Raw genomic sequence first — 22,703 nt, 5'->3', positions numbered from 1 at the left:
AAATCACTTTCTAATTTACTTTTTGATAATGATAGTATTGATAGTTACTTGATTTGGCACGCTTTTGCATGACTTGATAAATTTCATCATGTAATTTAGCTTGTTGAACCTTTTTAGGTAATGAGGTATCTGGGAGAAAAGGCCCATCGATATAGACAATAATTTGAGGCTTTTTGCCATGTTTAGGCGCTTGATAAGTTGTTGTCATGACAAAACTTGGTGCCTTGAGAGAAACAGGAAAATTCATACTTGTTTCAGGAAAAGGACGAATCTGGGTATAGTACGGCCAAACATGGGCTTCTGGATAAATGACAATATGATTGCCAGTTTTGATGAGCTTTTTGATAGCATTGATTAATTTAATTGATTGCTTTAGATCATTGCCAACAGGCAAAGCCCCATAAGGAAGGATATGTTTGCCTAAGATGGGAATTCCCCAGTTTGCTTGGTCAGCAATGGCATAGTATTGTTTTTTGCCAAAAAGCAAAATTGGCATAAAGGCATCATTCATTGGTTGAGTATGATTTGCAAAAACAAAATACCCTTGATTTTGATAAGGAACTAGTTTTTGACGGCCAACAATTTTAACTCTTAAATATCCATAGGTTAAAAGAGCTGCAAAATCTTTGGCGAGAGTCCTGACTAATCCATTAGGAAATTTTTGATTAATGATTTGATAATTATCGCTTAGTTTAAAATTTTGTTTTTTACTTTTAACTAGATCATCAGCTAGAGTATGATAATAAAATTTTTTCATATCCTTAATTATAAAGGATTTCTAAAGATAAACATAGTATTGTTGCCGAAATGCTCAAAGATAACAAAAAAGAAGCAAAGACATTCTTTGCTTCTAAAAATAAACTGAGTTTGATTATTTTTTAGCTTTGGCAACTGCTTGTTGACCTAAAAGATTAATAAAGTTAAATGGCCGGTCAAAGTTAGGTTGGAATAACATGTCAACCATTGCCATAAAGTTAATTGTATTATGGTTTTGAATCATTACAGAAACGGCATTGGCATACATCGAAATATCATAAGTACTCATGAATTGAGCCCCTAAAATTTGGTTGTTACTCTTATCCCATACTACGGTACCTAACACCTTTTTGTTATTAGGCATAAATTCTGGACGATAGTTATCTTCAAAGGTAACGCTATCAGCATCAAAGCCAGCCTTAAGAGCGGCTTGGAGAGTCATTCCTGTTGAAGACATTGAATTATCAAAAAGTTGTAAGCCAGAGGTTGATTGAGTTCCCATGTAAACTTCTTGATTGCCGAAAATATTAGTTCCTACTAAAATACCTTGACGGACGGCATTGGTTGCCAAAGGAACGTAAGCTTCGTGGTTAGTAGGGTTAAAGTGAACCGCTACCGCATCACCGGCGCCATAAACATCAGGATTAGAAGTTTGCATATAGCCATTAGTTTTAATTGAACCATCTGGATTAAATTCAAGTTGGTCTTTGAATAAGACAGTGTTAGGACGGAAACCAATACAAAGAATGGCCATGTCAGCGTGATAAGAATTATTATTAGTTTTTACCGTAATACCTGTTGCGTCATCTTCAAAGCCAGCAACCATTTCGTTAAATGCTAGTTTAACATTATGCTCTTCAAAATCACGACTTACGATATCGGTGTAACGCTTATCATAGTATTTGCTTAACATGCGATCTTGGCCATCAATCAAGGTAACATTCTTACCTTGAGTGCTGTAAGCTTCTACTAATTCGACACCAATGTAACCACCACCAATTACAATAATGTTTTTAGCATTTTGAGCTTGTTTAAAGAGCTTTTTAGCATGATTATAATTTTTGCATAGGTAAACATTTTTGCTATTGATTCCAGGTAAATTAGGAATAATTGGCCAAGAACCAGTAGTAACTACTAATTTATCATATGAATCAGTATGTGTTTGGTTAGTGGTTAAATCAGTGACAGTTAAAGTTTTATTCTTTAAATCAACACTGGTTACTTCGTGTTTTAATTTAACACTTGCACCAAGCTTAGTTAATACTTCAGGACTGGAATAAAACATGTCATCAATGTTTTTGGTAATACCACCTAAATAAGTAGCAATTCCACAAGATAGGAAAGAAACATTATCATTTTTTTCGTAAATAGTTACTTCAGTGTCAGGATGATTGGTTAGAATTTGTGTTGCACTGATGGTTCCAGCATGAGTACAACCAATAATAGCAACTTTCATAAAAAGCCTCCTTAAGGAAAATCTGATTTACTTTTATTCTAACAACAAAGACTGAAGAAAAAAATTAAAAAAGTGTAAAATAAAAGCACTACATTCTGTAGTGCTAAAATATGAAGTAGTGGGTGGTCAGGGGATCGAACCCTGGACCCACGGATTAAGAGTCCGTTGCTCTGCCAGCTGAGCTAACCACCCATTGGATAACCAACAAATATTATTATGCCATAAGAAAATAAAAAAGCAAGAAGTTTTTGAGTAAAAATAAAATAAAAGCGTTACCTCAGGTAACGCTTTATCAAAGATGGGTGGTCAGGGGATCGAACCCTGGACCCACGGATTAAGAGTCCGTTGCTCTGCCAGCTGAGCTAACCACCCATTGGATAACCAACAAATATTATTATGCCATAAGAAAATAAAAAAGCAAGAAGTTTTTAAAATTTTTTTGCAAATTTCAAAAAAGTCGATAAACCAGTATAATAAAAGTAGAAGAAATAGGAGGAAAATCTAATGCCGAAAAAAATTTTAGTGGTAGATGATGAAAAACCAATTTCGGATATCATCAAATTTAACCTTACTAAAGAAGGCTTTGAAGTAGAAACCGCTTATGATGGTGAAGAAGCATTAGAGCGTGTTGAAGAGTATAATCCTGATTTAATGATTTTAGACTTGATGCTTCCTAAAAAAGATGGACTAGAAGTAGCAAGAGAAGTTAGAAAAACACATGATATGCCAATTATCATGGTAACTGCAAAAGATACAGAAATTGATAAAGTCCTTGGATTGGAAATGGGTGCAGATGATTATGTAACTAAGCCTTTTTCTAATCGTGAATTAGTAGCACGTGTAAAGGCCAATTTACGGCGACGTGATCTTAGTCAAAAAGCAACTGAAGATGACGAAAATAAAAATATCACAATTGGTAATTTAGTAATTATGCCTGAGGCCTATATTGCTGAAAAAAATGGAGAAAAGATTGAATTGACTCATCGAGAATTTGAATTACTTCATTATTTAGCTCAATATATGGATCAAGTAATGACACGTGAACACTTACTACAAACAGTTTGGGGCTATGATTATTTTGGAGATGTAAGAACAGTTGATGTAACTGTACGACGTCTAAGAGAAAAGATAGAAGACAATCCTTCTTCACCAACCATTTTGGTAACTAGGCGTGGAGTAGGGTATTATGTAAAAAATCCAGCTGATGATTAAGGAAGGTAAGGTCACTAAATTTAGTGGCCTTCTTTTGTGGGGAAAATGAAAAAATTAAAACAAATTGCTAATTCAATAAATTTTAAAATTGCAATGATTTTTATGTTACTGCTGTTAGCCACAATTGAAATAATTGGTGCTTATTTTACTAGGCAGCTAGAGCAAAGTTCTATTCAAAACTTTGAAACTTCTATTCAAGTACCAAGTATCATTAGTAATCAAATTGCAAACCAGTTGAGTCGAGCAAACACTCAAAGTGCTAACAAGCAACTGAGTAAAATTGTTACAAATTACAATAATGATGCAATTAATCAAATGATAATTGTGGATAATAAACAAGTAATTAGAGCAGTTTCTAATGTTAATGATCAAGCACGTGTTGGTCAAAGAGATACTAGTAACGAGATTAAAGATGCGATTACCAATGGAAAACAAATTTCACAAGTTGAAAATGAAAATGGTAATAATATGATTCAAATTACGCCTCTAACTGCAACTAATGGTACTAATACTAATGTGGGGGCAATTTATGTTCGGGCTAGTATGCAAAGCGTGTTCAATAATATCCGCAATGTATCTTTGACTTTTTTAACTGCTTCTTTGGTGGCGGCGTTATTAGGAGCAATCGTTTCATTAGTAATTTCACGAGCCATTACACGGCCAATTGAAGAAATTCGTCAGCGGGCGATGCGAATTGCAGATGGTGATTATTCAGGGAAAGTAAAAGTTTATGCAAATGATGAGCTAGGACAACTTGCTAAAGCATTTAATACATTGTCAGTTAGAATTGAGAAAACGCAAGAAGCAACTGATAGCGAACGTCGGCGCTTAGACAGCGTCTTGTCTCATATGACTGATGGCGTAATTGCAACTGATCGTCATGGAAATATTACTATTATTAACGAAACGGCTTTGAATTTTTTGGAAAAACCTGAATCTGAGGTTATTGGAAAATCAATTATTAAGGTCTTAGGTTTAAAAGATATCACAATGCAGGATTTAATGAGTAACCAGCAAGAGCTACTGGTAACAATTAATCCTAACAGTCCTGATGAATTAATCTTGCATGCCAACTTTTCTTTAATTAAAAGAGTAACTGGCTTTGTTTCAGGGATGGTGTGTGTTTTACATGATGTAACAGAACAACAAAAAAATGAACGTGAGCAGCAACAATTTGTTTCAAATGTCTCACACGAATTAAGAACGCCCCTAACTAGTCTCCAAGCCTATGTAGAAGCTTTGAATGATGGAGCTTGGAAAGATCCAAAGATTGCCCCACATTTCTTAAAGGTTATTCAAGATGAAACCCAGCGAATGATTAGAATGATTAATGATTTGCTGGTTTTATCACGTATGGATCGTGGAGTAGCTAAGATGGATCTTGAATGGGTCAATATTAATGACTTTGTAAGCCATATTTTGAATCGGTTTGATATGATGATCAAAACTGATGAAAAAAATGATCATCATAAAAAATACACAATTAAGCGCGAGTTGAATAATCAAGATCTGTGGGTTGAAATTGATACAGATAAATTAATGCAAGTAATTGATAATATTATGAATAATGCAATTAAATATTCACCTGATGGTGGAGTAATTACAGTGCGCTTACTAAAAGCTAAAGATCATATTATTTTAAGTATCTCTGATCAAGGATTAGGAATTCCACGCAAAGCCTTAAATAAAATTTTTGATCGTTTCTACCGGGTTGATAAGGCTCGTTCAAGAAAGCAAGGAGGAACGGGCTTAGGATTGGCAATTTCTAAAGAAATTGTTGAAGCTCACAATGGTAGAATCTGGGCTGATAGTGCTGAAGGTCACGGCTCAACTTTCTACATTTCACTACCATTTGAATCAATGGCAGAGGAAGGAGACAATTGGGATGAAATCTAAAAATAAAATTAGTGATCATGCGTTAACAATTGCATTAGTTGTTATGATTCTAACTTCACTTGGCTTATCTGGCTATATTTGGAGTTCAGATTCTAGATTTACAAAAATTGAGCAAACTTCTAATCAATCTCCTAATAAACAGGTGGGACAAAAATCTCTGCGAGAAATTTATATGCCAACAAAGATTATGTACTATAAAGGTAGTCAACTTTATCAAGTATATGCAGGGCGGGGAAATTTACCTTTGCAATTTTCTAATATGACTCAAAGTCTAAAAAGTGTAATCCCAGAAAAAATTGGAAAATCAAAATCTGAATATGATGACTTACTAAAAAATCAAAATTATGTTCAATTAACTTACCCAGATCAAATTACAATTTCTTTATTTTTAACAGGATTAAAGAAGATAAACAATGGCCAATTTAATCGGTTTTTTGTTCCAGTTAATGGTCAAAAATATATTTATTTAGGTAATGACGCAGATTATTGCTTATATAAAATTCCAGTTAATAAAGTAAAATTTGATAATTTTTATCAAAAGATTCGTGAAACGAAAACTCAGTTGCCAGTTAGTCTCTACCGTCTGGATAACATGTATTTAACCTTTTTTGAAAAGTCAACTTCTTTACCAATTTATAGTTATTTGACTGATCACCAGGCTGACTCTTATTTTGTATATCGCTTATTAGGAACAGGCTCAATTAATCAAAGAAATTCTACTAATTCAATTACTTATTCAAATGGAGTTTATGAACGTTTAATTGCTTCTAAGAAAAATAATGACTACGAATATGTAAACTATGGTGAAACAAAGAGCCCGAAATCGGTGACAGATAAATTGACTTCTAGTTTATATTACGTAAGAAAAATTGGCTTGAGTGAACCAGATTTACACTTTTTTGATGCTGATAATAATGTTTTGATTTATCAAAATTATGTTGAAGAATACCCAGTCTTTTTAACTGGTAAATATAATTCTCGCGCTAAAATTAATTTTGCGACGAATGGTTTAAAAATAAACTTTAATAGTTTAGACTTACAAATTCCAATTCCAAATGATGGCAGTAAGAAAAAATTACAGCCAACAGCAGAAGCATTAAATCAATTAGAAGCAGCTGGCTATGATAAAAGTAAAATTTCTCGTATTATAGTCGGTTATACCAGTAAAGTAGATAATGATAAATCTGCCCGGTTGGTAACTTTGACACCAGCATACTACGTTAAGATCAACGGTAAATGGCAGTCAATGAATGAATGGATCACTCAAGCTCAAGGAAAGGAGTAAGAAAGAATGGATTTTAAGCGAATAAAATGGATTTTCTTGATTGTTTTTATTGGAATAAATATCTTTCTTGGAGTCGAAATTATTCAAGCACCGAAATTACTTTCTAATACTCCTAAGTATAATTTAAAAAATTCAACTACTTTGGCTAAAGAACTGCAAAATAATAATATTAAAGTTCCAGCTACTAATAATCAACAGTCAGGTGGCTATTATTTGGCAGCTTCTAGTGATAGTAAATGGATAACTCAAGCTAAAAAGCAACTAGATGGTGAAGCTTTGATACTTGCCCCAAATACTAACGAAAAAAGTTTGACAGCAAAGTTGGCTGAACCAATTGAGGTCAGTAAAAATAAAAAAGAAGCTTTAAAAGAAATAGAAAAATTTAAAGACAATTCTCAGTATGTTTATAATGGGAAAGATTATGTGTATGTAGCTGATTTATCCAGTAAACAAGATTATGTTTTTTTACAAAAAACGCCTTATGGAGTTCTTTATGCAAACCGAGCAAGACTTCATATTAACTTAAAAGATAATCAAATTGTTTCCTATTATCAACGCTACACTAATAAAGTATTTCCAGTTAGAGAAAGACAAACAACGATTAGTTCTCAAGCAGCGATTCGTTCTTTGTATACATACAGTGAGTTGCCAAATAATTCCAAAGTATTGTGGATTAAATTTGCTTATACGAAGTTAGTCCAAGTACGTGGAAGTGTGATTTTTTTACCAAGTTGGGTAGCGGCGATTGAAAATAACGACAATAAATCAGTTACTTACAAAAAAGTAAACGCCTTTACAGGGGCAATGATTAATGATCAAAAGGGAATGTAGAATTGAAAGTTTCTGTTTTAGCTAGTGGATCAACTGGCAATGTAAGTTTAATTCAAACTAAGCAGCATAATATTTTGATGGATGCAGGTCTTTCTGGAAAAAAGACAAAACTACTTTTAGAAAAAGTAGGAGTGGACATTAAAACAATTGACATGGTATTTCTGAGCCACGATCATCATGATCATTCGGGAGGACTAGGAGTGTTAATGCGCCGTTATCCTCAAATCAATGCTTATGCTAATTCTGGGACATGGCAGTACTTAAATGAAACTGGTAAGATTGGGAAATTGCCCGTAAATCAAATTAATGCTTTTGAACCAGGAAAGACCAAAACTTTTGGGGATCTAGAAGTCACTAGCTTTGCTACAAGTCATGATGCAGCTCAACCTCAATATTATGTTTTTAAAAGTGATGGTAAAAGATTTGCCTGCTTGACTGATACTGGTTATGTTTCTAGTAAAGTAAAGAGTGAGATTGCTGCAGCAGATGGTTACCTGATTGAATTTAATTATGATGATGAATTATTACGTAATGGTCCATATTCATGGGATTTAAAGCATCGAATTTTGTCAGATGTAGGTCATTTATCTAACCAGCAAGCTGGTGAGGCACTTTTAGATGTGGTGAAGCCTAATACAGAACACATTTTTTTAGCACACCGCAGTCAGGAGAATAATACAAAGTTTAAGGCTCATGATGCAGCTGAAAAGATCTTAGTTCAAGGGGATGCAAATTTACCTGCTGATGTCGAGATTATTGATACAGCTGTAGAAACTCCAACTAACTTAATTGAAATTTAAAAAAATCGGAGAAGAAATTCACTATTTTTTCAAATTTAGTTCTTAAGCTATATAATTAAGAAAAACGAGGAAGAAGATATTTATGACTGAAAAGAAGACAAATAATTTAGTAAAAACAGGAATTATCGGTGTAGTAGCAGGACTTTTAGGTGGTGGAGTTGCTTATGCTGGGTTATCACAAGTTAATAATGATAGTGCTAGTCAATCTGGTACTCCAATTGTAAAAACTGTTAAAAATACTAGTAAAAATTCAGGTGAAATGACAGCGGCTTACAATACAGTTAAAAATACTGTTGTTTCAGTGGTGAATTTAAAGCGTCAAAGTTCTACTAGTAGTTCAGATCCTTTTGGAATTTTTGGTGATTCTTCAAGTTCTTCTAAATCAAGTTCTAAATCAGATCTTGAAACTTACAGTGAAGGCTCAGGAGTTATCTACATGAAATCTAATGGTAAAGGTTATATTGTAACTAATAATCATGTGGTTTCAGGTAGTGATGCTTTACAAGTAATTTTAAGCAATGGTAAAAAAGTAACTGCCAAAAAAGTTGGAGCTGATGCTGAAACTGACTTAGCTGTTTTAACAATTGATGGCAAATATGTAACTCAAACTGCTCAGTTTGGTAATTCAAAAAATCTTGAACCTGGTCAACCTGTAATAGCAGTTGGTTCTCCTTTAGGTAGTCAATATGCAAGTAGTGTAACTCAAGGAATTATTTCTGCAAAAAGTAGAACAATTGATGTAACTAATTCAAATGGTCAAGTTACTAACCAGGCGACAGTAATTCAAACAGATGCTGCGATTAATCCTGGTAACTCAGGTGGTCCTCTTGTTAATGAATCAGGCCAAGTAATTGGGATTAACTCAATGAAGCTTTCTTCATCAGGCGATGGTACTTCGGTTGAAGGAATGGGTTTTGCAATTCCTAGTGATGAAGTAGTAACGATTATTAATGAATTAGTTAAAAATGGTAAGATTACCCGTCCGCAATTAGGAATTAGAGTTGCCTCAATCAGTGAGTTAACTGATTATGCTAAGAAACAACTGGGTGTATCTTCCAATGTAAAAAGTGGTGTTTTAGTAGCTTCAGTGACCAAGAATGGCACTGCTGCTAAAGCAGGGATTAAAGCTGGAGATGTAATTACTAAGGTTGATAATAAAAATATTAGTGATGTAGCAAGTCTTCACACTGTGCTTTATGCCCATAAAGTTGGCGATCATGTTACAGTACAAGTTATTCGTGATGGTAAAAGTAAAGACATTAATGTAACCTTAAATTAGACAGTTAAAAAGCTACAAAGTTTTGCTTTGTAGCTTTTTGTATAAATTTTTAAAGAAGGAAAGAAGTAAAATTGAATATTAAAATTGTTTGCGTTGGTAAGCTCAAGGAAAAGTACTTTAAAGATGGAATTGCTGAATACTTGAAGCGGATGGATCGTTATGCCAAGATGCAAATTGTACAAGTGCCGGATGAAAGAGCTCCCGAAAAGTTAAGCCCCGCTGAAATGGAAAAAGTAAAAGAAATTGAAGGAAAGCGAATTTTAAGTAAGATTAAGGATAAAGAATATGTTTTTGTAACAGCGATTAAAGGTAAAGAAAGAACTAGTGAAGAATTTGCTAAAGAAATTTCTGATTTAGCTACCTATGGTCATTCTGATATTACTTTTGTCATTGGAGGAAGTTTAGGCACTAGTAAGGCTGTTAATAAACGAGCAGATCAATTAATTAGCTTTGGTAAGTTCACGATGCCTCATCAATTGATGCGGTTGGTACTTAGTGAGCAAATTTATCGTGCTTTCATGATAAATAACGGTAGTCCGTATCATAAGTAAAATTTTGTACAAAAAATAAAAAATATTTGGATAAAAAGCAAAAAGAAAATAAAAATAAGCCAGTCTTTCCAAGTGAGAGGGATGGTTTTTATTTTGCTACGTTTTGAATAACGACCAAAGCCGTGAGCTAACATTCCTTCACTTAATTCTTCACTATGAGCTAAGGCAGGTAGAATAGCTTTAAAATATAAACTTGGTGACCACCAAGAAAGATTTTGCCCCCGCATTAATGTGGCAACTTTAATTTTTTTGAGTTCTACTTGCATTTGTGGAATAAAGTTGAAAGCAGCTAGCCAGCCATAAACAAGTTTAGTAGGGAGATGAAAGTTTTGCTCTAATGAACGAGCGAGCGTAAGAGGAGGAGTGGTGTTAATTAGGATAACTCCTAAAAAGATTAAGACATACATTCTTGTAAAGAGTGTCCAAGCTGCTATTAAGTTTGGCTCATCACTAAACCAATAAAGGGAGCTAAAGATTGCAAAGGCAGCTGGAAAGGCAAAGACAATAATGAGAGCAAGTTTTTTGAGAGAATATTTGCTTATAAAAAGATAAAGTAAAGAACCTGCCAAAAAAGTTAGGTTAATAACCAAATTGGGGATAAAAGATATTTCAAGAGAAATTATTAAAAATAAGAAGAATTTTAAACTAGGATTCAAGGTTAAGACTACTTTCAAAAACTAAATTTTGATCTTTTAAGTGTAAGTGATAGTTGATAATTTCACTTAAAGGACCAACTTGATGACTAATAATTACAATATTTTTAGAGCGAGCACTTTTTTTGAGCCACTTACAAACAAGTTGTTGACTATCGTAATCAAGTCCAGTCAAAGGCTCATCTAGCAAAAGAACACGATGATTTTCTAACAACATTAAAAGAATTTGGAGCTTCTTTTTTTGACCGCCTGATAAAGTATAAATGGATTGATCTAAATCAGGAAGGTTGAGTTCTTTAATCATTTGGTCAATTTCTTTTTGCGAAAAAAACTTTGTTTTTCGTCTAGCTGTAGCAATTTCTGCGGCAGCAGTAAGCTTTAAAAATTGAGGAGTGCTATCAGTAAATACTTCACCAACTGTGGTGAGGTATTTTTTTTGCCGTAATTTACGGACTTCTTTTTCTTGGTAAAGTAAGTGGCCTTGGTAAGGCATCATTTTAATGAGTGAATTAAAAAATGCTGATTTACCACTACCATTTTCACCTGTGAGAAGGGTGATCCCCTGAGGGATGTAGTTAGTAACGTTGTTTAAGAGAGTTTTTTGAGGTAGGGATAAAGAATAATTATTTAAGGTAAAAATTTTATTTTTAGGGACGGGGAGGGAGAGCGTTTTTTTAGAAGGGTTAGCCACAGGTGGAGTGAAAGGAGTAAAGTGAACACTCTTGTTTGTGATAGTTAATTGGTGAGTAACGAGACTTTCGTAACCTTGAGTTTGATGATCAATGGCAACAATTGTCATTCCTCTTTTTTTGAATTCGAGTAATTGCTTTAAAAGCAGCTTGCGGCTTGAAGGATCACAATTACTAAATGCTTCATCAAGTAAGAGTAGTTCAGGTTCCATAATGGTTGCAATTGCAAAACTGACACGTTGCTTTTCCCCAGAAGATAGGGTCTGTAAAGGTTGGTTAAGTAGGGAAGTAAGATGTAAGGCTGTAGCTACTTGGGTAATCTTTTTTTAGCAAGGGTAGAACTGATAGTGAGATTTTCTAAGCTAAAAATTAATTCTTCTAAAGCAGTTGGCATGACGAAATGACTAGTTGGATCTTGAAAAATCATAGTCCAATTTTTAGGCCGTACAATTGCCTTTCCAGCCGGTAATAAATGAGCAATTAACTTTAAGAGAGTGGATTTACCACTGCCATTACTACCAGTAAGTAAGGTAAAAGAACCAGTAGGTAAGGAAAAATTAACGTCTTTGAAGATGTCTTTTTGATGATAAGCAAAATTGAGATTTTTAACTTTAATAGTCATGAATAATATCAGCTTTCTGAACTAATTTGAGGATTTGGCTAACTAAGACAGCACTAAATAAAAATAGTGAAAACCAGCGCACAATAAAGTAAATGATTAGCCTGGAAAAAGGGAAGAGGTTATAGCCATTTTTGAAATAGTCATAGGCAAAACTAAAAATTGTAGTTGTGGTAGCTGTTAAAGTAAGCGTAAAAAAATTGTAGTATCTATAGCCAGTTAAGAAAAATCCAGCTTCACTGCCAGTTGCTTGAACAAAACCAGAAATAATATTCGCCATTCCCCATTGTGCCATAAAAAAAGTTTCCATTAAGCTACTTAAAAATTCTCCTAAAAAGCTACTACCAGGTTTTCTAATTAAAAATCCGGTTAAAGGCCCTGCCATACACCAAAGACCGAGCACAATATCGTTAGCTAAAGGCCCAAAACCGACAGGAGTTAGGGCTAAAGTAAGGAGATTATAAAGGAGATCACTTGAGGTGTAAATAAAACCCCAGATAATTCCTAAAAGACAAATGAAAATGATGTTATTAATAGTATAAGATTTAAATTTCATAGTTATAACTCACAAAATAAGGGTAAATTCTAAAAAATTATGTTATTAATTATTTATATAATAAAAATAAAATAAAAAATATTAAATAACATTAAATTACTGGTATATCAACAAAAATCTAGGTTTTTTAAATTGATAAAAAAGGGATCAAAAATAGTTGATAGTTTAATAAAAAGTGTTATTATATTTACGAAGATGAAATTTTGTAATTTAATATATTGACTTTTAATCAACAAAAATTATTTTTTTCCTTAATTTACATTTTTATTAATCACAACTTTAAAATAACAAAATATTTCGAATTATAAGTTAATTATTAAAGCCAATTATTTAATTACAATTTGATCTAAATTTGTTGGATTTGTTATAAGAAAGGACGAGAGTGAATGTTGTCGAAGAATAATTTTCAAGAACGACTTCGCAAAATGGAGAGAAAAGAAGAAAGGTTCTCCATTAGAAAGTTAACTATTGGTGCTGTATCTGTACTTATTGGAGTAAGCTTTTTTGCAATGCATCCCCAAGATGTCGCAAAAGCTGATACAGTAACTCCAAATTCTTCTTTAGTTGAAGATGCAAAGATTTCAGTAACGCAACCAACGCAAAAGACTGAAGAAACAGTTAAAGTAGCTGAAAGTCAAAGTGAAGCACCCGAAACTACAAAGACTACTGACCAAAAAGCTACTAGCCTTTCTGATGCAACTGCTACTCAAAGTAGCGCAGCAGAGGTCAAAAATGATAGCAAAGCAAGTTCAGCTAGTGAAAATAGTGTAGCTTCTTCTGCTGCAGTTGAAAAGCAAACTGAAAGTAAAAATAGTACTGCCACTACAGTAACTAGTGCAGCTACTAAAGAAAATATTACCACTAATAAAGTGCAACAGTCTTCTGAAAATGTAGCTCCAGCTTCAGCATCAGTTGCGAATACACAAAGTGTTGCAGCTACTAGTGCCCCAACACAAAGTGATACAAATGGAGTAAATTCTAAGAATTCTAATACTGAAGTAGCAACAACTTCTGCTCTTGAAAATGGTATCAAAAATAGTGATAATTTTACTACTTTAAATCTTGAAAAGGGAGAAAATCTTTTAACTTCTGTTAATACTTTAAAGGACACTCCTGTCGTAACTAATGATGAATCTAAAAAGAAGGCTCTTTTAGCATCTGCCTTAAACACTTCTTTGGTACAAGATACTGCTCACACTGCTAATGTAGGAAATTTTGCGGATCTTTCAAAGGCTATCGTAAATAAAGATATTACTACTATTAATCTTACTAATGATATTGACTTAACCAATATGACTGAAGCAGAAAGTCAAGTTGATGGTGGATTAGTATCTGGTGGTACTGGTCGGAATGGTGATAACTGGTTACAACCTTATGAATTAGCTGCTAATAAGACATCAGACAGTCCATTCCAAGGAATTGCTCGTGATGTAACTATTAATGGTAATGATCATACCGTTAATATGGGCAAGTGGTTTATTTCACTATGGAATCAAAATCAAGATAATAATAATGGTTGGCACTTAACTTTCAATGATATGAAAGTTGAAAATAATTCAACTAGTACCCGTTATACACCAATTTATTTCGGTAACATGAACGGAACCAATCTTAATAAAGTTAGCCTTACCTTCAATAATTTCCAAGCGGATTTAAATACACCATTGACTAATGATGAAGAACCTGTAGATGTTATTTTTAAAGGTAAAGATGTAATTAACGTTTCACCTTTAAAAGATAATCTAACTGGGTCAATTCAATCAGGTGCAGATCGAAATATCATTTTTGCCAAAAATGTTTTAATCGATGATAACGCAGATGTAAGTATTACCGCTTCAATGCTTTCTAGTGGTAGTATTATAAGCTTTGATGGTGTTCAAGATGAAGAACACAATGTAATTAAGCTGGATAATACCAATGATGCTAATGCCGGAAGTGTAGCAGTTGGTAAAAATGCAAAATTAACTATTGATACTAACGGTATTGATGGTAAAGGGAGCACTACTAGCTTACGTGGTATCGCATCACGTAATACAAACGGTACAATGACCTTAAATGAAGGTGCTACTGTTAATATGACCTTAGGTACAGGTCACTCATCAGCAGTTCTATTAAGTAATTTAATTTTAGATAAAAATTCAACACTTAATATTGATACTATGCAAGACAACAGTGGCTATAGCCAACGTAGTTCGGGTGACTTAGGTGCTAATGGCTGGTTATATGCTCCAATTGGATTAGGGGTTATCAGTTTTGCTCAAACTGATAAGGCTTCATTAAAGGTTGCTAAAGGTGCTACCTTAAAGATGACTCGTGGCAACGTTAAAACTTCTACACCAATGATTGCCTTAGGTGGATCAAAAGTAGGAAATGGTAACTACGACGTTGACTTTGAAGACGGGTCAACAGTTGACATTCAAGATGCTTCTCAAAATAGAGCTTTAACTGGTCTTATTCCAACTTCTGCGAGTCAAGCTTATAACCCATTAATTTTAGTTTATAAGTCAAATGATGTAATGAAGATTGGACAAATGAAATACCTTAATCTTCAAAGAACTAATCCTAATGGCAATTCAGCTGGAAACATGATTAATGCCAGTGCTGGTGTAACATTAAATGCTGGTAATTACGGTGGTGTTGATGTCAAACAATGGGATAAGGGTAATACTGGTGATAATCCAAACTCAACTTGGCAAGTAGAAAACTTTGGTTCTGGTTCGAACGGTAAAATGAATACTGTTGGTATGGCACCAGTTGAAGATGACAAACAAAGTGACTTTAAGAGTAATTTTAATCTACAAGGCACTGAACAACGCGTTGTAATGACTTCAATGGATCTTGAAGCTTACAACTACGATGCACGTTACCAAGATTCAACTGCTAAAGTTGGTGAAACTATCAATATTGATACACCTACTTTCTACCAAGTTGGTGAAGATGGCACTCTTAGTCCAGCTAATCCAAATCCTGCTCTAATTGATAACACTACTTCAAGTCATCCATATCAATTAGGTTGGGCAAAAACTGGTAACGTAACTATTCCTCAAGGTGCAACTATTGATAGTGCAACTGGTAAGATTACTTTTGCTGCTAACCAAGGACAAGTTGGTACTGTAGTGAACATTCCTGTAACTGTAACTTATAAGGATGATTCTATTGATGAAGTTATTGCTCCAGTTTATGTAGAAGGTGATAACTACACTCCACTTTGGCAAAAAGATGCTAATGGTAATACAACTGGTGTAGTAAGTCTTCACTATAATGGAGATAATTTACCAGAAACTACTGATCAATCAGCTCAAGTAGCAAACATCGCTAATAATTACTCTTTAACTTATTACAATATTCCAACTGAAGATGATATAGAAGTTGCTCCAGTAGATCTTACCAACTACGGTACAGTGACTTGGGCAAAGACTCCTTCTACAGTAGTAGATACTCCAAGTGATGAAACAACTGTTTCAGTTCCTGTAGCTATTAACTTTGATTCAAACTCAACAGCAGTTAAGAATGGATATGTAGCAGCTGGTACTCAAAACACTGATTTAAACTTAGATTTAACTGGTGCAGAATCTAAGAAGAATGATCCTGGCTTTTCAAAGAAGAGTATTGAAGATGGTTTAACTCAAACTCAATTTAAGCGTTTAGTTGATACCAGTGCTTTAGACAATGCAGGTATTAATTACACTTTAAGCTGGGCAGATACACCAACTACTAATGCTCAAAATAGTGGTACAGTTCGTGTAACTTATCCATCTGTGATGCAAGCTGATGGTACTACTTCAGCTTACTTAGATGTTCCAGTTCAATACAAGGTAAATGATCCATCTCAAACTGCAGATGATATTGATGTAACTTATCCAACTACTACAGTTGAAAGCGATAAGCCAGCAACTATTGCTCCGGCTATTACTGATAATGATGGTAAAACAACTGAAGTACCAGCAGGTACAAAGTTTGAAATTGACGGAACTAATCCAGCTGGTGCAACTATTGATCCAACTACTGGTGTTGTAACTATTCCAGCTACTAATACTACTGAAGTAACTACTGTTCCTATTAAAGTAACTTACCCAGATGGTTCCACAACTGATACCACTGTTAAGAGTGTATCTGTTGCAACTAATGATGATGTGAAGAATCCAACTTCTCCATATGACATTATTAAAGACCCAAGCAATTTACCAGCAGGTACAAAGGTAACTTGGGCAGATGATAATACTCCTACTGCAGGTGACAATGTTCCAGCTAAAGTTATTGTAAGCGTCCCAGGGTCTACTCCAATTGAAGTAACTGGTACTGTACATTACGATGATAGTGTGATTTACACTCCTCAAGTTAAGAACCCAGTTCAAGCTACTCCAGAATCATTGCCAGATGCAAGTGATCAAATTTTGAATATGAAAGATTTACCATCCGGTACTACTGCAGCATGGCAAGATGGACAACAAGTTCCAGTTACTCCTAACCAAACTATCCCAGGTACAATTGTAGTAACTTACCCAGATGGTTCTACTGATACTGTTAAAACAACTATTACCACTTCTGGTATAACTGATGCAGATGAATATACTCCCGAACCTGTTGCTGATTTAACTACTGAAATTGGTAAGCTTCCAGAGCCAGCAAAGGCAATTAGCAATGCTAGCGAGATGCCAACAGGAACTACTTACACTTGGAGTAAAGAACCAGATGTAAATAAGGTAGGCGATACTACTGGTGAAGTAACAGTAACTTATCCAGATGGAACTACTGATACTGTAACAGTACCTATAGCTGTAAAGGGTGCTGACAAGACAGATTTACAAAAAGCTGTTGATGAAGCTCCAACTGTAGAAAAGACTCCAGCCTATGAAAATGGTAGTGATGAGGCTAAGAAAGCTTACGATGATGCAGTTTCTGCAGGGAAAGAAGTCTTAAATAACCCAGATGCAACACAAGCACAAGTAGATGATGCAACGAAGGCAATTAATGATGCTAAAGCTGGTTTAGATGGTAAAGTTACTGTAAAACCTTACTACCCAGCAACTTCAAGTTCCGCTTCAGTAGCATCAAGCGCAGCAGATGTAGCTAAGGATAATGCAGACAAAGCTAGTTCAGCAGCAAGCAGTGCCGCAAGTGCAGCTAGTGATGCATCAAGTGCTGCAGAAAAGAACTCAGCAGCTAAGAGTGATGCAGAAAAGGCAAGCTCAGCAGCAAGCGTAGCAAGTTCTGCAGCTTCAAAAGCATCAAGTGCGGCTTCAGTAGCAAGCAGTGCTGCAAGTGATGCAGAAGTACAAAAGAGTATTGCAAGTGAACAAGATTCAATTGCAAGTTCAGCAGCCTCAGCAGGAGAGAGCTCAGTAGCAAGTGATGCAGAATCAAAGGCATCAAGCGCAGCTAAGAAAGCTAGTGAAGATGCAGATATTGCTAAGAATGCCGCAAGTGATTCTTCAACTGCAGCATCAACAGCAAGCTCAGCAGCTAGCGATGCATCAAGCGCAGCTAGCGATGCTAAATCAAAGGCAAGCGAAACACCAAGCTCAGCAACTACCACTCCTTACTACCCAGCTGCATCAAGTTCAGCTTCAGTAGCAAGTAGTGCAGCAAGTGAAGCAAAGAGCAATTCAGATAAAGCCCGTGAAGCAAACAGCAAGGCACAAAGTGCAGCCAGCGATGCATCAAGTGCTGCAGAAAAGAACTCAGCAGCTAAGAGTGATGCAGAAAAGGCAAGTTCAGCAGCAAGCGTAGCAAGTTCTGCAGCTTCAAAAGCATCAAGTGCCGCTTCAGTAGCAAGTAGTGCTGCAAGTGATGCAGAAGTACAAAAGAGTATTGCAAGTGAACAAGATTCAATTGCAAGTTCAGCAGCCTCAGCAGGAGATAGCTCAGCAGCAAGTGATGCAGAATCAAAGGCATCAAGCGCAGCTAAGAAAGCTAGTGAAGATGCAGATATTGCTAAGAGTGCCGCAAGTGATTCTTCAACTGCAGCATCAACAGCAAGCTCAGCAGCTAGTGAAGCTTCAAGCGCAGCCAGCGATGCTAAATCAAAGGCTAATGAAACACCAAGCTCAGCAACTACCACTCCTTACTACCCAGCTGCATCAAGTTCAGCTTCAGTAGCATCAAGCGCAGCAGATGTAGCTAAGGATAATGCAGACAAAGCCAGTTCAGCAGCAAGCAGTGCCGCAAGTGCTGCCAGCGAAGCATCAAGTGCAGCAGAAAAGAACTCAGCAGCTAAGAGTGATGCAGAAAAGGCAAGTTCAGCAGCAAGCGTAGCAAGTTCTGCAGCTTCAAAAGCATCAAGTGCCGCTTCAGTAGCAAGCAGTGCTGCAAGTGATGCAGAAGTACAAAAGAGTATTGCAAGTGAACAAGATTCAATTGCAAGTTCAGCAGCCTCAGCAGGAGATAGCTCAGTAGCAAGTGATGCAGAATCAAAGGCATCAAGTGCAGCTAAGAAAGCTAGTGAAGATGCAGATATTGCTAAGAGTGCCGCAAGTGATTCTTCAACTGCAGCATCAACAGCAAGCTCAGCAGCTAGTGAAGCTTCAAGCGCAGCCAGCGATGCTAAATCAAAGGCAAGCGAAACACCAAGCTCAGCTTCAAGTGATTACGCAAGCCAAGCTTCAAGTGCTGCAAGTGAAGCAGGAAGTCATGCAAGTGATGCTTCAAACTCATCAAGTGCTGCCTCAAGTTCCGCTAGCGAAGCAAAGAGCAATGCAGATAAGGATCCAAACAATTCAACTGCTAGCTCAGCTGCTTCAACTGCATCAAGTGCATCAAGTGTTGCAAGTTCAGCTGTATCAACAGCAAGTTCAGCAGCTAGCGATGCATCAAGTGCAGCTTCAGTAGCCTCAAGTGCACAAAGTGCAGCCTCAAGTTATGCAAGTGAAGGTAACTCAAGTGCAGCAAGTGATGCAGAATCAATGGCATCAAGCGCAGCAAGCACAGCTAAGAGTGACGATTCAGTGGCAAGCTCAGCTGCATCAACAGCAAGTTCAGCAGCAAGTGTGGCATCAAGCGCAGCCTCAGTAGCCTCAAGTTCAGCTAGTGAAGGTTCATCTTCAGCTACTCCAAGCTCAGCTTCAAGTGACTACGCAAGCCAAGCATCAAGTGCTGCAAGTGAAGCAGGAAGTCACGCAAGTGATGCTTCAAACGCATCAAGTGCTGCCTCAAGTTCAGCTAGTGAAGCAAAGAGCAATGCAGATAAGGATCCAAACAATTCAACTGCCAGCTCAGCTGCTTCAACTGCATCAAGCGCATCAAGTGTTGCAAGTTCAGCCGCATCAACAGCAAGTTCAGCAGCTAGCGATGCATCAAGTGCAGCTTCAGTAGCCTCAAGTGCACAAAGTGCAGCATCAAGTTATGCCAGTGAAGGTAATTCAAGTGCCGCAAGTGATGCCGAATCAGTAGCTTCAAGTGCTGCAAGCACAGCTAAGAGTGACGATTCAGTAGCCAGCTCAGCTGCATCAACAGCAAGTTCAGCAGCTAGTGAAGCTTCAAGCGCAGCTTCAGTAGCCTCAAGTTCAGCTAGTGAAGGTTCATCTTCAGCTACTCCAAGCTCAGCTTCAAGTGATTACGCAAGCCAAGCATCAAGTGCTGCAAGTGAAGCAGGAAGTCACGCAAGTGATGCTTCAAACTCATCAAGTGCTGCCTCAAGTTCCGCTAGCGAAGCAAAGAGCAATGCAGATAAGGATCCAAACAATTCAACTGCCAGCTCAGCTGCTTCAATTGCATCAAGCGCAGCAAGTGTTGCAAGTTCAGCCGCATCAACAGCAAGTTCAGCAGCTAGCGATGCATCAAGTGCAGCTTCAGTAGCATCAAGTGCACAAAGTGCAGCCTCAAGTTATGCAAGTGAAGGTAATTCAAGTGCCGCAAGTGATGCCGAATCAATGGCTTCAAGTGCAGCAAGCACAGCTAAGAGTGACGATTCAGTAGCCAGCTCAGCCGCATCAACAGCAAGTTCTGCAGCAAGTGTAGCTTCAAGCGCAGCTTCAGTAGCATCAAGTTCAGCTAGTGAAGGTTCATCTTCAGCTACTCCAAGCTCAGCTTCAAGTGATTACGCAAGCCAAGCATCAAGTGCTGCAAGTGAAGCAGGAAGCCACGCAAGTGATGCTTCAAACGCATCAAGTGCTGCCTCAAGTTCCGCTAGCGAAGCAAAGAGCAATGCAGATAAGGATCCAAACAATTCAACTGCTAGCTCAGCTGCTTCAACTGCATCAAGTGCAGCAAGTGTTGCAAGTTCAGCTGCATCAACAGCAAGTTCAGCAGCTAGCGATGCATCAAGTGCAGCTTCAGTAGCCTCAAGTGCACAAAGTGCAGCCTCAAGTTATGCAAGTGAAGGTAACTCAAGTGCTGCAAGTGATGCCGAATCAATAGCTTCAAGTGCTGCAAGCACAGCTAAGAGTGACGATTCAGTAGCCAGCTCAGCTGCATCAATAGCAAGTTCAGCAGCAAGTGTGGCATCAAGCGCAGCCTCAGTAGCCTCAAGTTCAGCTAGTGAAGGTTCATCTTCAGCTACTCCAAGCTCAGCTTCAAGTGACTACGCAAGCCAAGCATCAAGTGCCGCAAGTGAAGCAGGAAGCCACGCAAGTGATGCTTCAAACTCATCAAGTGCTGCCTCAAGTTCCGCTAGCGAAGCAAAGAGCAATGCAGATAAGGATCCAAACAATTCAACTGCTAGCTCAGCTGCTTCAACTGCATCAAGCGCAGCAAGTGTTGCAAGTTCAGCTGCATCAACAGCAAGTTCAGCAGCTAGCGATGCATCAAGTGCAGCTTCAGTAGCCTCAAGTGCACAAAGTGCAGCCTCAAGTTATGCAAGTGAAGGTAACTCAAGTGCTGCAAGTGATGCCGAATCAATAGCTTCAAGTGCTGCAAGCACAGCTAAGAGTGACGATTCAGTAGCCAGCTCAGCCGCATCAACAGCAAGTTCTGCAGCAAGTGTGGCATCAAGCGCAGCTTCAGTAGCCTCAAGTTCAGCTAGTGAAGGTTCATCTTCAGCTACTCCAAGCTCAGCTTCAAGTGATTACGCAAGCCAAGCATCAAGTGCTGCAAGTGAAGCAGGAAGCCACGCAAGTGATGCTTCAAACGCATCAAGTGCTGCCTCAAGTTCAGCTAGTGAAGCAAAGAGCAATGCAGATAAGGATCCAAACAATTCAACTGCCAGCTCAGCTGCTTCAACTGCATCAAGCGCATCAAGTGTTGCAAGTTCAGCCGCATCAACAGCAAGTTCAGCAGCTAGCGATGCATCAAGTGCAGCTTCAGTAGCCTCAAGTGCACAAAGTGCTGCCTCAAGTTATGCAAGTGAAGGTAATTCAAGTGCTGCAAGTGATGCCGAATCAGTAGCTTCAAGTGCAGCAAGCACAGCTAAGAGTGACGATTCAGTAGCAAGCTCAGCTGCATCAACAGCAAGTTCAGCAGCTAGTGTAGCTTCAAGCGCAGCTTCAGTAGCCTCAAGTTCAGCTAGTGAAGGTTCATCTTCAGCTACTCCAAGCTCAGCTTCAAGTGACTACGCAAGCCAAGCATCAAGTGCTGCAAGTCAAGCAAGTTCAGCAGGCTCAGCCGCAAAATCACAAGCTTCAACTGCTGACACGACTCCATCTACTAAGACAGTTCATACAGAAACTGGATCTCTTCCAAAGGCAAGTGATACTGTAAGTAATTTACCAGAAGGAAGCACAGTTAAATGGGTTAAGAAGCCAGATGTATCAACTTCTGGCACCCATACTGGTGTGGTTGAAATTACTTACCCAGATGGTCATACTGAAAAGAAGACTGTTGAAGTAATTGTACGTCCACATGCCACTAATTCAACTAATAGTAAGAGAAACAGTCGTGCAGCATCTCGGAATAGATATGGTAACAGCAACGCACAACGTATCCAATGGCTTAGAAACCATGGCTATGAAGTAGTTGTAGGACCACATGGAGAAATTATTTCCTATGCTAAGGTAACTAATAATGAAGAAAATGCTACTAAGGATACTAATGGTAAGGATTCTGTAGCTCCTGTTAAGGGTCAACGTTTACCACAAACCGGAACAAGTCAATTAGATAACTTAGCTGCAATCTTAGGATTAAGTTTAGCAAGTCTAGGATTTATTTTCGGACTAGCAGCCGATAAAAAGCGCAAAAAGAACTAAGC

General features: G+C 37.1%; 14 protein-coding genes, 2 tRNA genes and 1 pseudogene. 8 read left to right on the top strand and 9 right to left on the bottom strand.

Annotated features, from left to right (window positions below; all coding sequences use genetic code 11):
* Positions 1–10: 10 nt before the first annotated feature.
* The 4 genes from FP435_RS07625 to FP435_RS07610 form a co-directional block, all read right to left on the bottom strand.
* Positions 11–757, bottom strand: a complete 747-nt coding sequence (locus tag FP435_RS07625) for a 1-acyl-sn-glycerol-3-phosphate acyltransferase (protein WP_265483688.1) — start codon at positions 755–757, stop codon at positions 11–13.
* A 114-nt stretch (positions 758–871) separates the two neighbouring features.
* Positions 872–2,212: an FAD-dependent oxidoreductase gene (locus FP435_RS07620; protein ID WP_265483687.1), complete on the bottom strand. Its 1,341-nt coding sequence runs from the start codon at positions 2,210–2,212 to the stop codon at positions 872–874.
* Positions 2,213–2,331: 119 nt separating this feature from the next.
* Positions 2,332–2,404 (bottom strand) — tRNA-Lys (locus FP435_RS07615).
* Between the two features lie 107 nt (positions 2,405–2,511).
* Positions 2,512–2,584, bottom strand: a tRNA-Lys gene (locus FP435_RS07610).
* A 132-nt stretch (positions 2,585–2,716) separates the two neighbouring features.
* Here FP435_RS07610 and yycF point away from each other — a divergent pair.
* From yycF to rlmH, 7 genes are all read left to right on the top strand, one after another.
* Positions 2,717–3,424 (top strand): response regulator YycF, encoded by a 708-nt coding sequence (gene yycF / locus FP435_RS07605; protein WP_265483686.1) that lies wholly within the window; start codon positions 2,717–2,719, stop codon positions 3,422–3,424.
* Positions 3,425–3,469: 45 nt separating this feature from the next.
* Complete coding sequence (gene walK / locus FP435_RS07600) at positions 3,470–5,320, top strand: cell wall metabolism sensor histidine kinase WalK (protein ID WP_265483685.1); 1,851 nt, start codon at positions 3,470–3,472, stop codon at positions 5,318–5,320.
* Positions 5,310–6,605, top strand: coding sequence for a YycH family regulatory protein (locus FP435_RS07595; RefSeq protein ID WP_265483684.1), 1,296 nt, complete (start codon positions 5,310–5,312; stop codon positions 6,603–6,605). Before walK ends, FP435_RS07595 begins: the two co-directional genes overlap by 11 nt.
* 6 nt (positions 6,606–6,611) lie before the next feature.
* Positions 6,612–7,436, top strand: a complete 825-nt coding sequence (locus FP435_RS07590; RefSeq protein ID WP_265483683.1) for a two-component system regulatory protein YycI — start codon at positions 6,612–6,614, stop codon at positions 7,434–7,436.
* 2 nt (positions 7,437–7,438) lie between these two features.
* Positions 7,439–8,236, top strand: a complete 798-nt coding sequence (locus FP435_RS07585) for an MBL fold metallo-hydrolase (RefSeq protein ID WP_265483682.1) — start codon at positions 7,439–7,441, stop codon at positions 8,234–8,236.
* Between the two features lie 82 nt (positions 8,237–8,318).
* Positions 8,319–9,515 carry a S1C family serine protease gene (locus FP435_RS07580; protein ID WP_265483681.1) on the top strand — a complete coding sequence of 399 codons (1,197 nt, stop codon included), beginning with the start codon at positions 8,319–8,321 and terminating at the stop codon, positions 9,513–9,515.
* A 71-nt stretch (positions 9,516–9,586) separates the two neighbouring features.
* Positions 9,587–10,066, top strand: a complete 480-nt coding sequence (gene rlmH / locus FP435_RS07575; RefSeq protein WP_265483680.1) for a 23S rRNA (pseudouridine(1915)-N(3))-methyltransferase RlmH — start codon at positions 9,587–9,589, stop codon at positions 10,064–10,066.
* Here the strand turns inward: rlmH and FP435_RS07570 are convergent.
* The 5 genes and pseudogenes from FP435_RS07570 to FP435_RS07555 form a co-directional block, all read right to left on the bottom strand.
* Positions 10,057–10,722, bottom strand: a complete 666-nt coding sequence (locus tag FP435_RS07570; protein WP_265483679.1) for an energy-coupling factor transporter transmembrane component T family protein — start codon at positions 10,720–10,722, stop codon at positions 10,057–10,059. The genes rlmH and FP435_RS07570 overlap by 10 nt on opposite strands.
* Entirely contained in the window at positions 10,712–11,620 is a 909-nt protein-coding gene (locus FP435_RS07565; protein WP_265483678.1) for an ATPase, T2SS/T4P/T4SS family, read from the bottom strand. The genes FP435_RS07570 and FP435_RS07565 overlap by 11 nt, the downstream gene beginning before the upstream one ends.
* Before the next feature lie 24 nt (positions 11,621–11,644).
* Positions 11,645–11,728, bottom strand: a pseudogene (locus FP435_RS08450) (hypothetical protein); the annotation flags it as partial.
* Entirely contained in the window at positions 11,716–12,030 is a 315-nt protein-coding gene (locus FP435_RS07560) for an ATP-binding cassette domain-containing protein (protein WP_265483677.1), read from the bottom strand. The pseudogene FP435_RS08450 and the gene FP435_RS07560, both read right to left, overlap by 13 nt.
* On the bottom strand, positions 12,020–12,583 hold the full coding sequence (locus FP435_RS07555) for an ECF transporter S component (RefSeq protein WP_265483676.1): 564 nt from the start codon (positions 12,581–12,583) through the stop codon (positions 12,020–12,022). The genes FP435_RS07560 and FP435_RS07555 overlap by 11 nt, the downstream gene beginning before the upstream one ends.
* Positions 12,584–12,969: 386 nt before the next feature.
* On the opposite strand from FP435_RS07555, the gene FP435_RS07550 reads away from it, so the two are divergent.
* Entirely contained in the window at positions 12,970–22,701 is a 9,732-nt protein-coding gene (locus tag FP435_RS07550; protein WP_265483675.1) for a Rib/alpha-like domain-containing protein, read from the top strand.
* Positions 22,702–22,703 lie beyond the last annotated feature (2 nt).

Origin of the sequence: Lactobacillus sp. PV037, from assembly GCF_014522345.1 — a bacterium.
In the GTDB taxonomy this organism is placed as follows: Bacteria; Bacillota; Bacilli; order Lactobacillales; family Lactobacillaceae; genus Lactobacillus.
Note: the sequence above shows the minus strand (reverse complement) of the source record. Positions and strands in the feature narration are given on the sequence as shown.

Coding starts and splice junctions, on each gene's coding strand:
- FP435_RS07625 (WP_265483688.1), bottom strand. CDS start 757: ATGAAAAAATTTTATTATCATACTCTAGCTGATGATCTAGTTAAAAGT.
- FP435_RS07620 (WP_265483687.1), bottom strand. CDS start 2,212: ATGAAAGTTGCTATTATTGGTTGTACTCATGCTGGAACCATCAGTGCA.
- yycF (WP_265483686.1), top strand. CDS start 2,717: ATGCCGAAAAAAATTTTAGTGGTAGATGATGAAAAACCAATTTCGGAT.
- walK (WP_265483685.1), top strand. CDS start 3,470: ATGAAAAAATTAAAACAAATTGCTAATTCAATAAATTTTAAAATTGCA.
- FP435_RS07595 (WP_265483684.1), top strand. CDS start 5,310: ATGAAATCTAAAAATAAAATTAGTGATCATGCGTTAACAATTGCATTA.
- FP435_RS07590 (WP_265483683.1), top strand. CDS start 6,612: ATGGATTTTAAGCGAATAAAATGGATTTTCTTGATTGTTTTTATTGGA.
- FP435_RS07580 (WP_265483681.1), top strand. CDS start 8,319: ATGACTGAAAAGAAGACAAATAATTTAGTAAAAACAGGAATTATCGGT.
- FP435_RS07565 (WP_265483678.1), bottom strand. CDS start 11,620: ATGGAACCTGAACTACTCTTACTTGATGAAGCATTTAGTAATTGTGAT.
- FP435_RS07560 (WP_265483677.1), bottom strand. CDS start 12,030: ATGACTATTAAAGTTAAAAATCTCAATTTTGCTTATCATCAAAAAGAC.
- FP435_RS07555 (WP_265483676.1), bottom strand. CDS start 12,583: ATGAAATTTAAATCTTATACTATTAATAACATCATTTTCATTTGTCTT.
- FP435_RS07550 (WP_265483675.1), top strand. CDS start 12,970: ATGTTGTCGAAGAATAATTTTCAAGAACGACTTCGCAAAATGGAGAGA.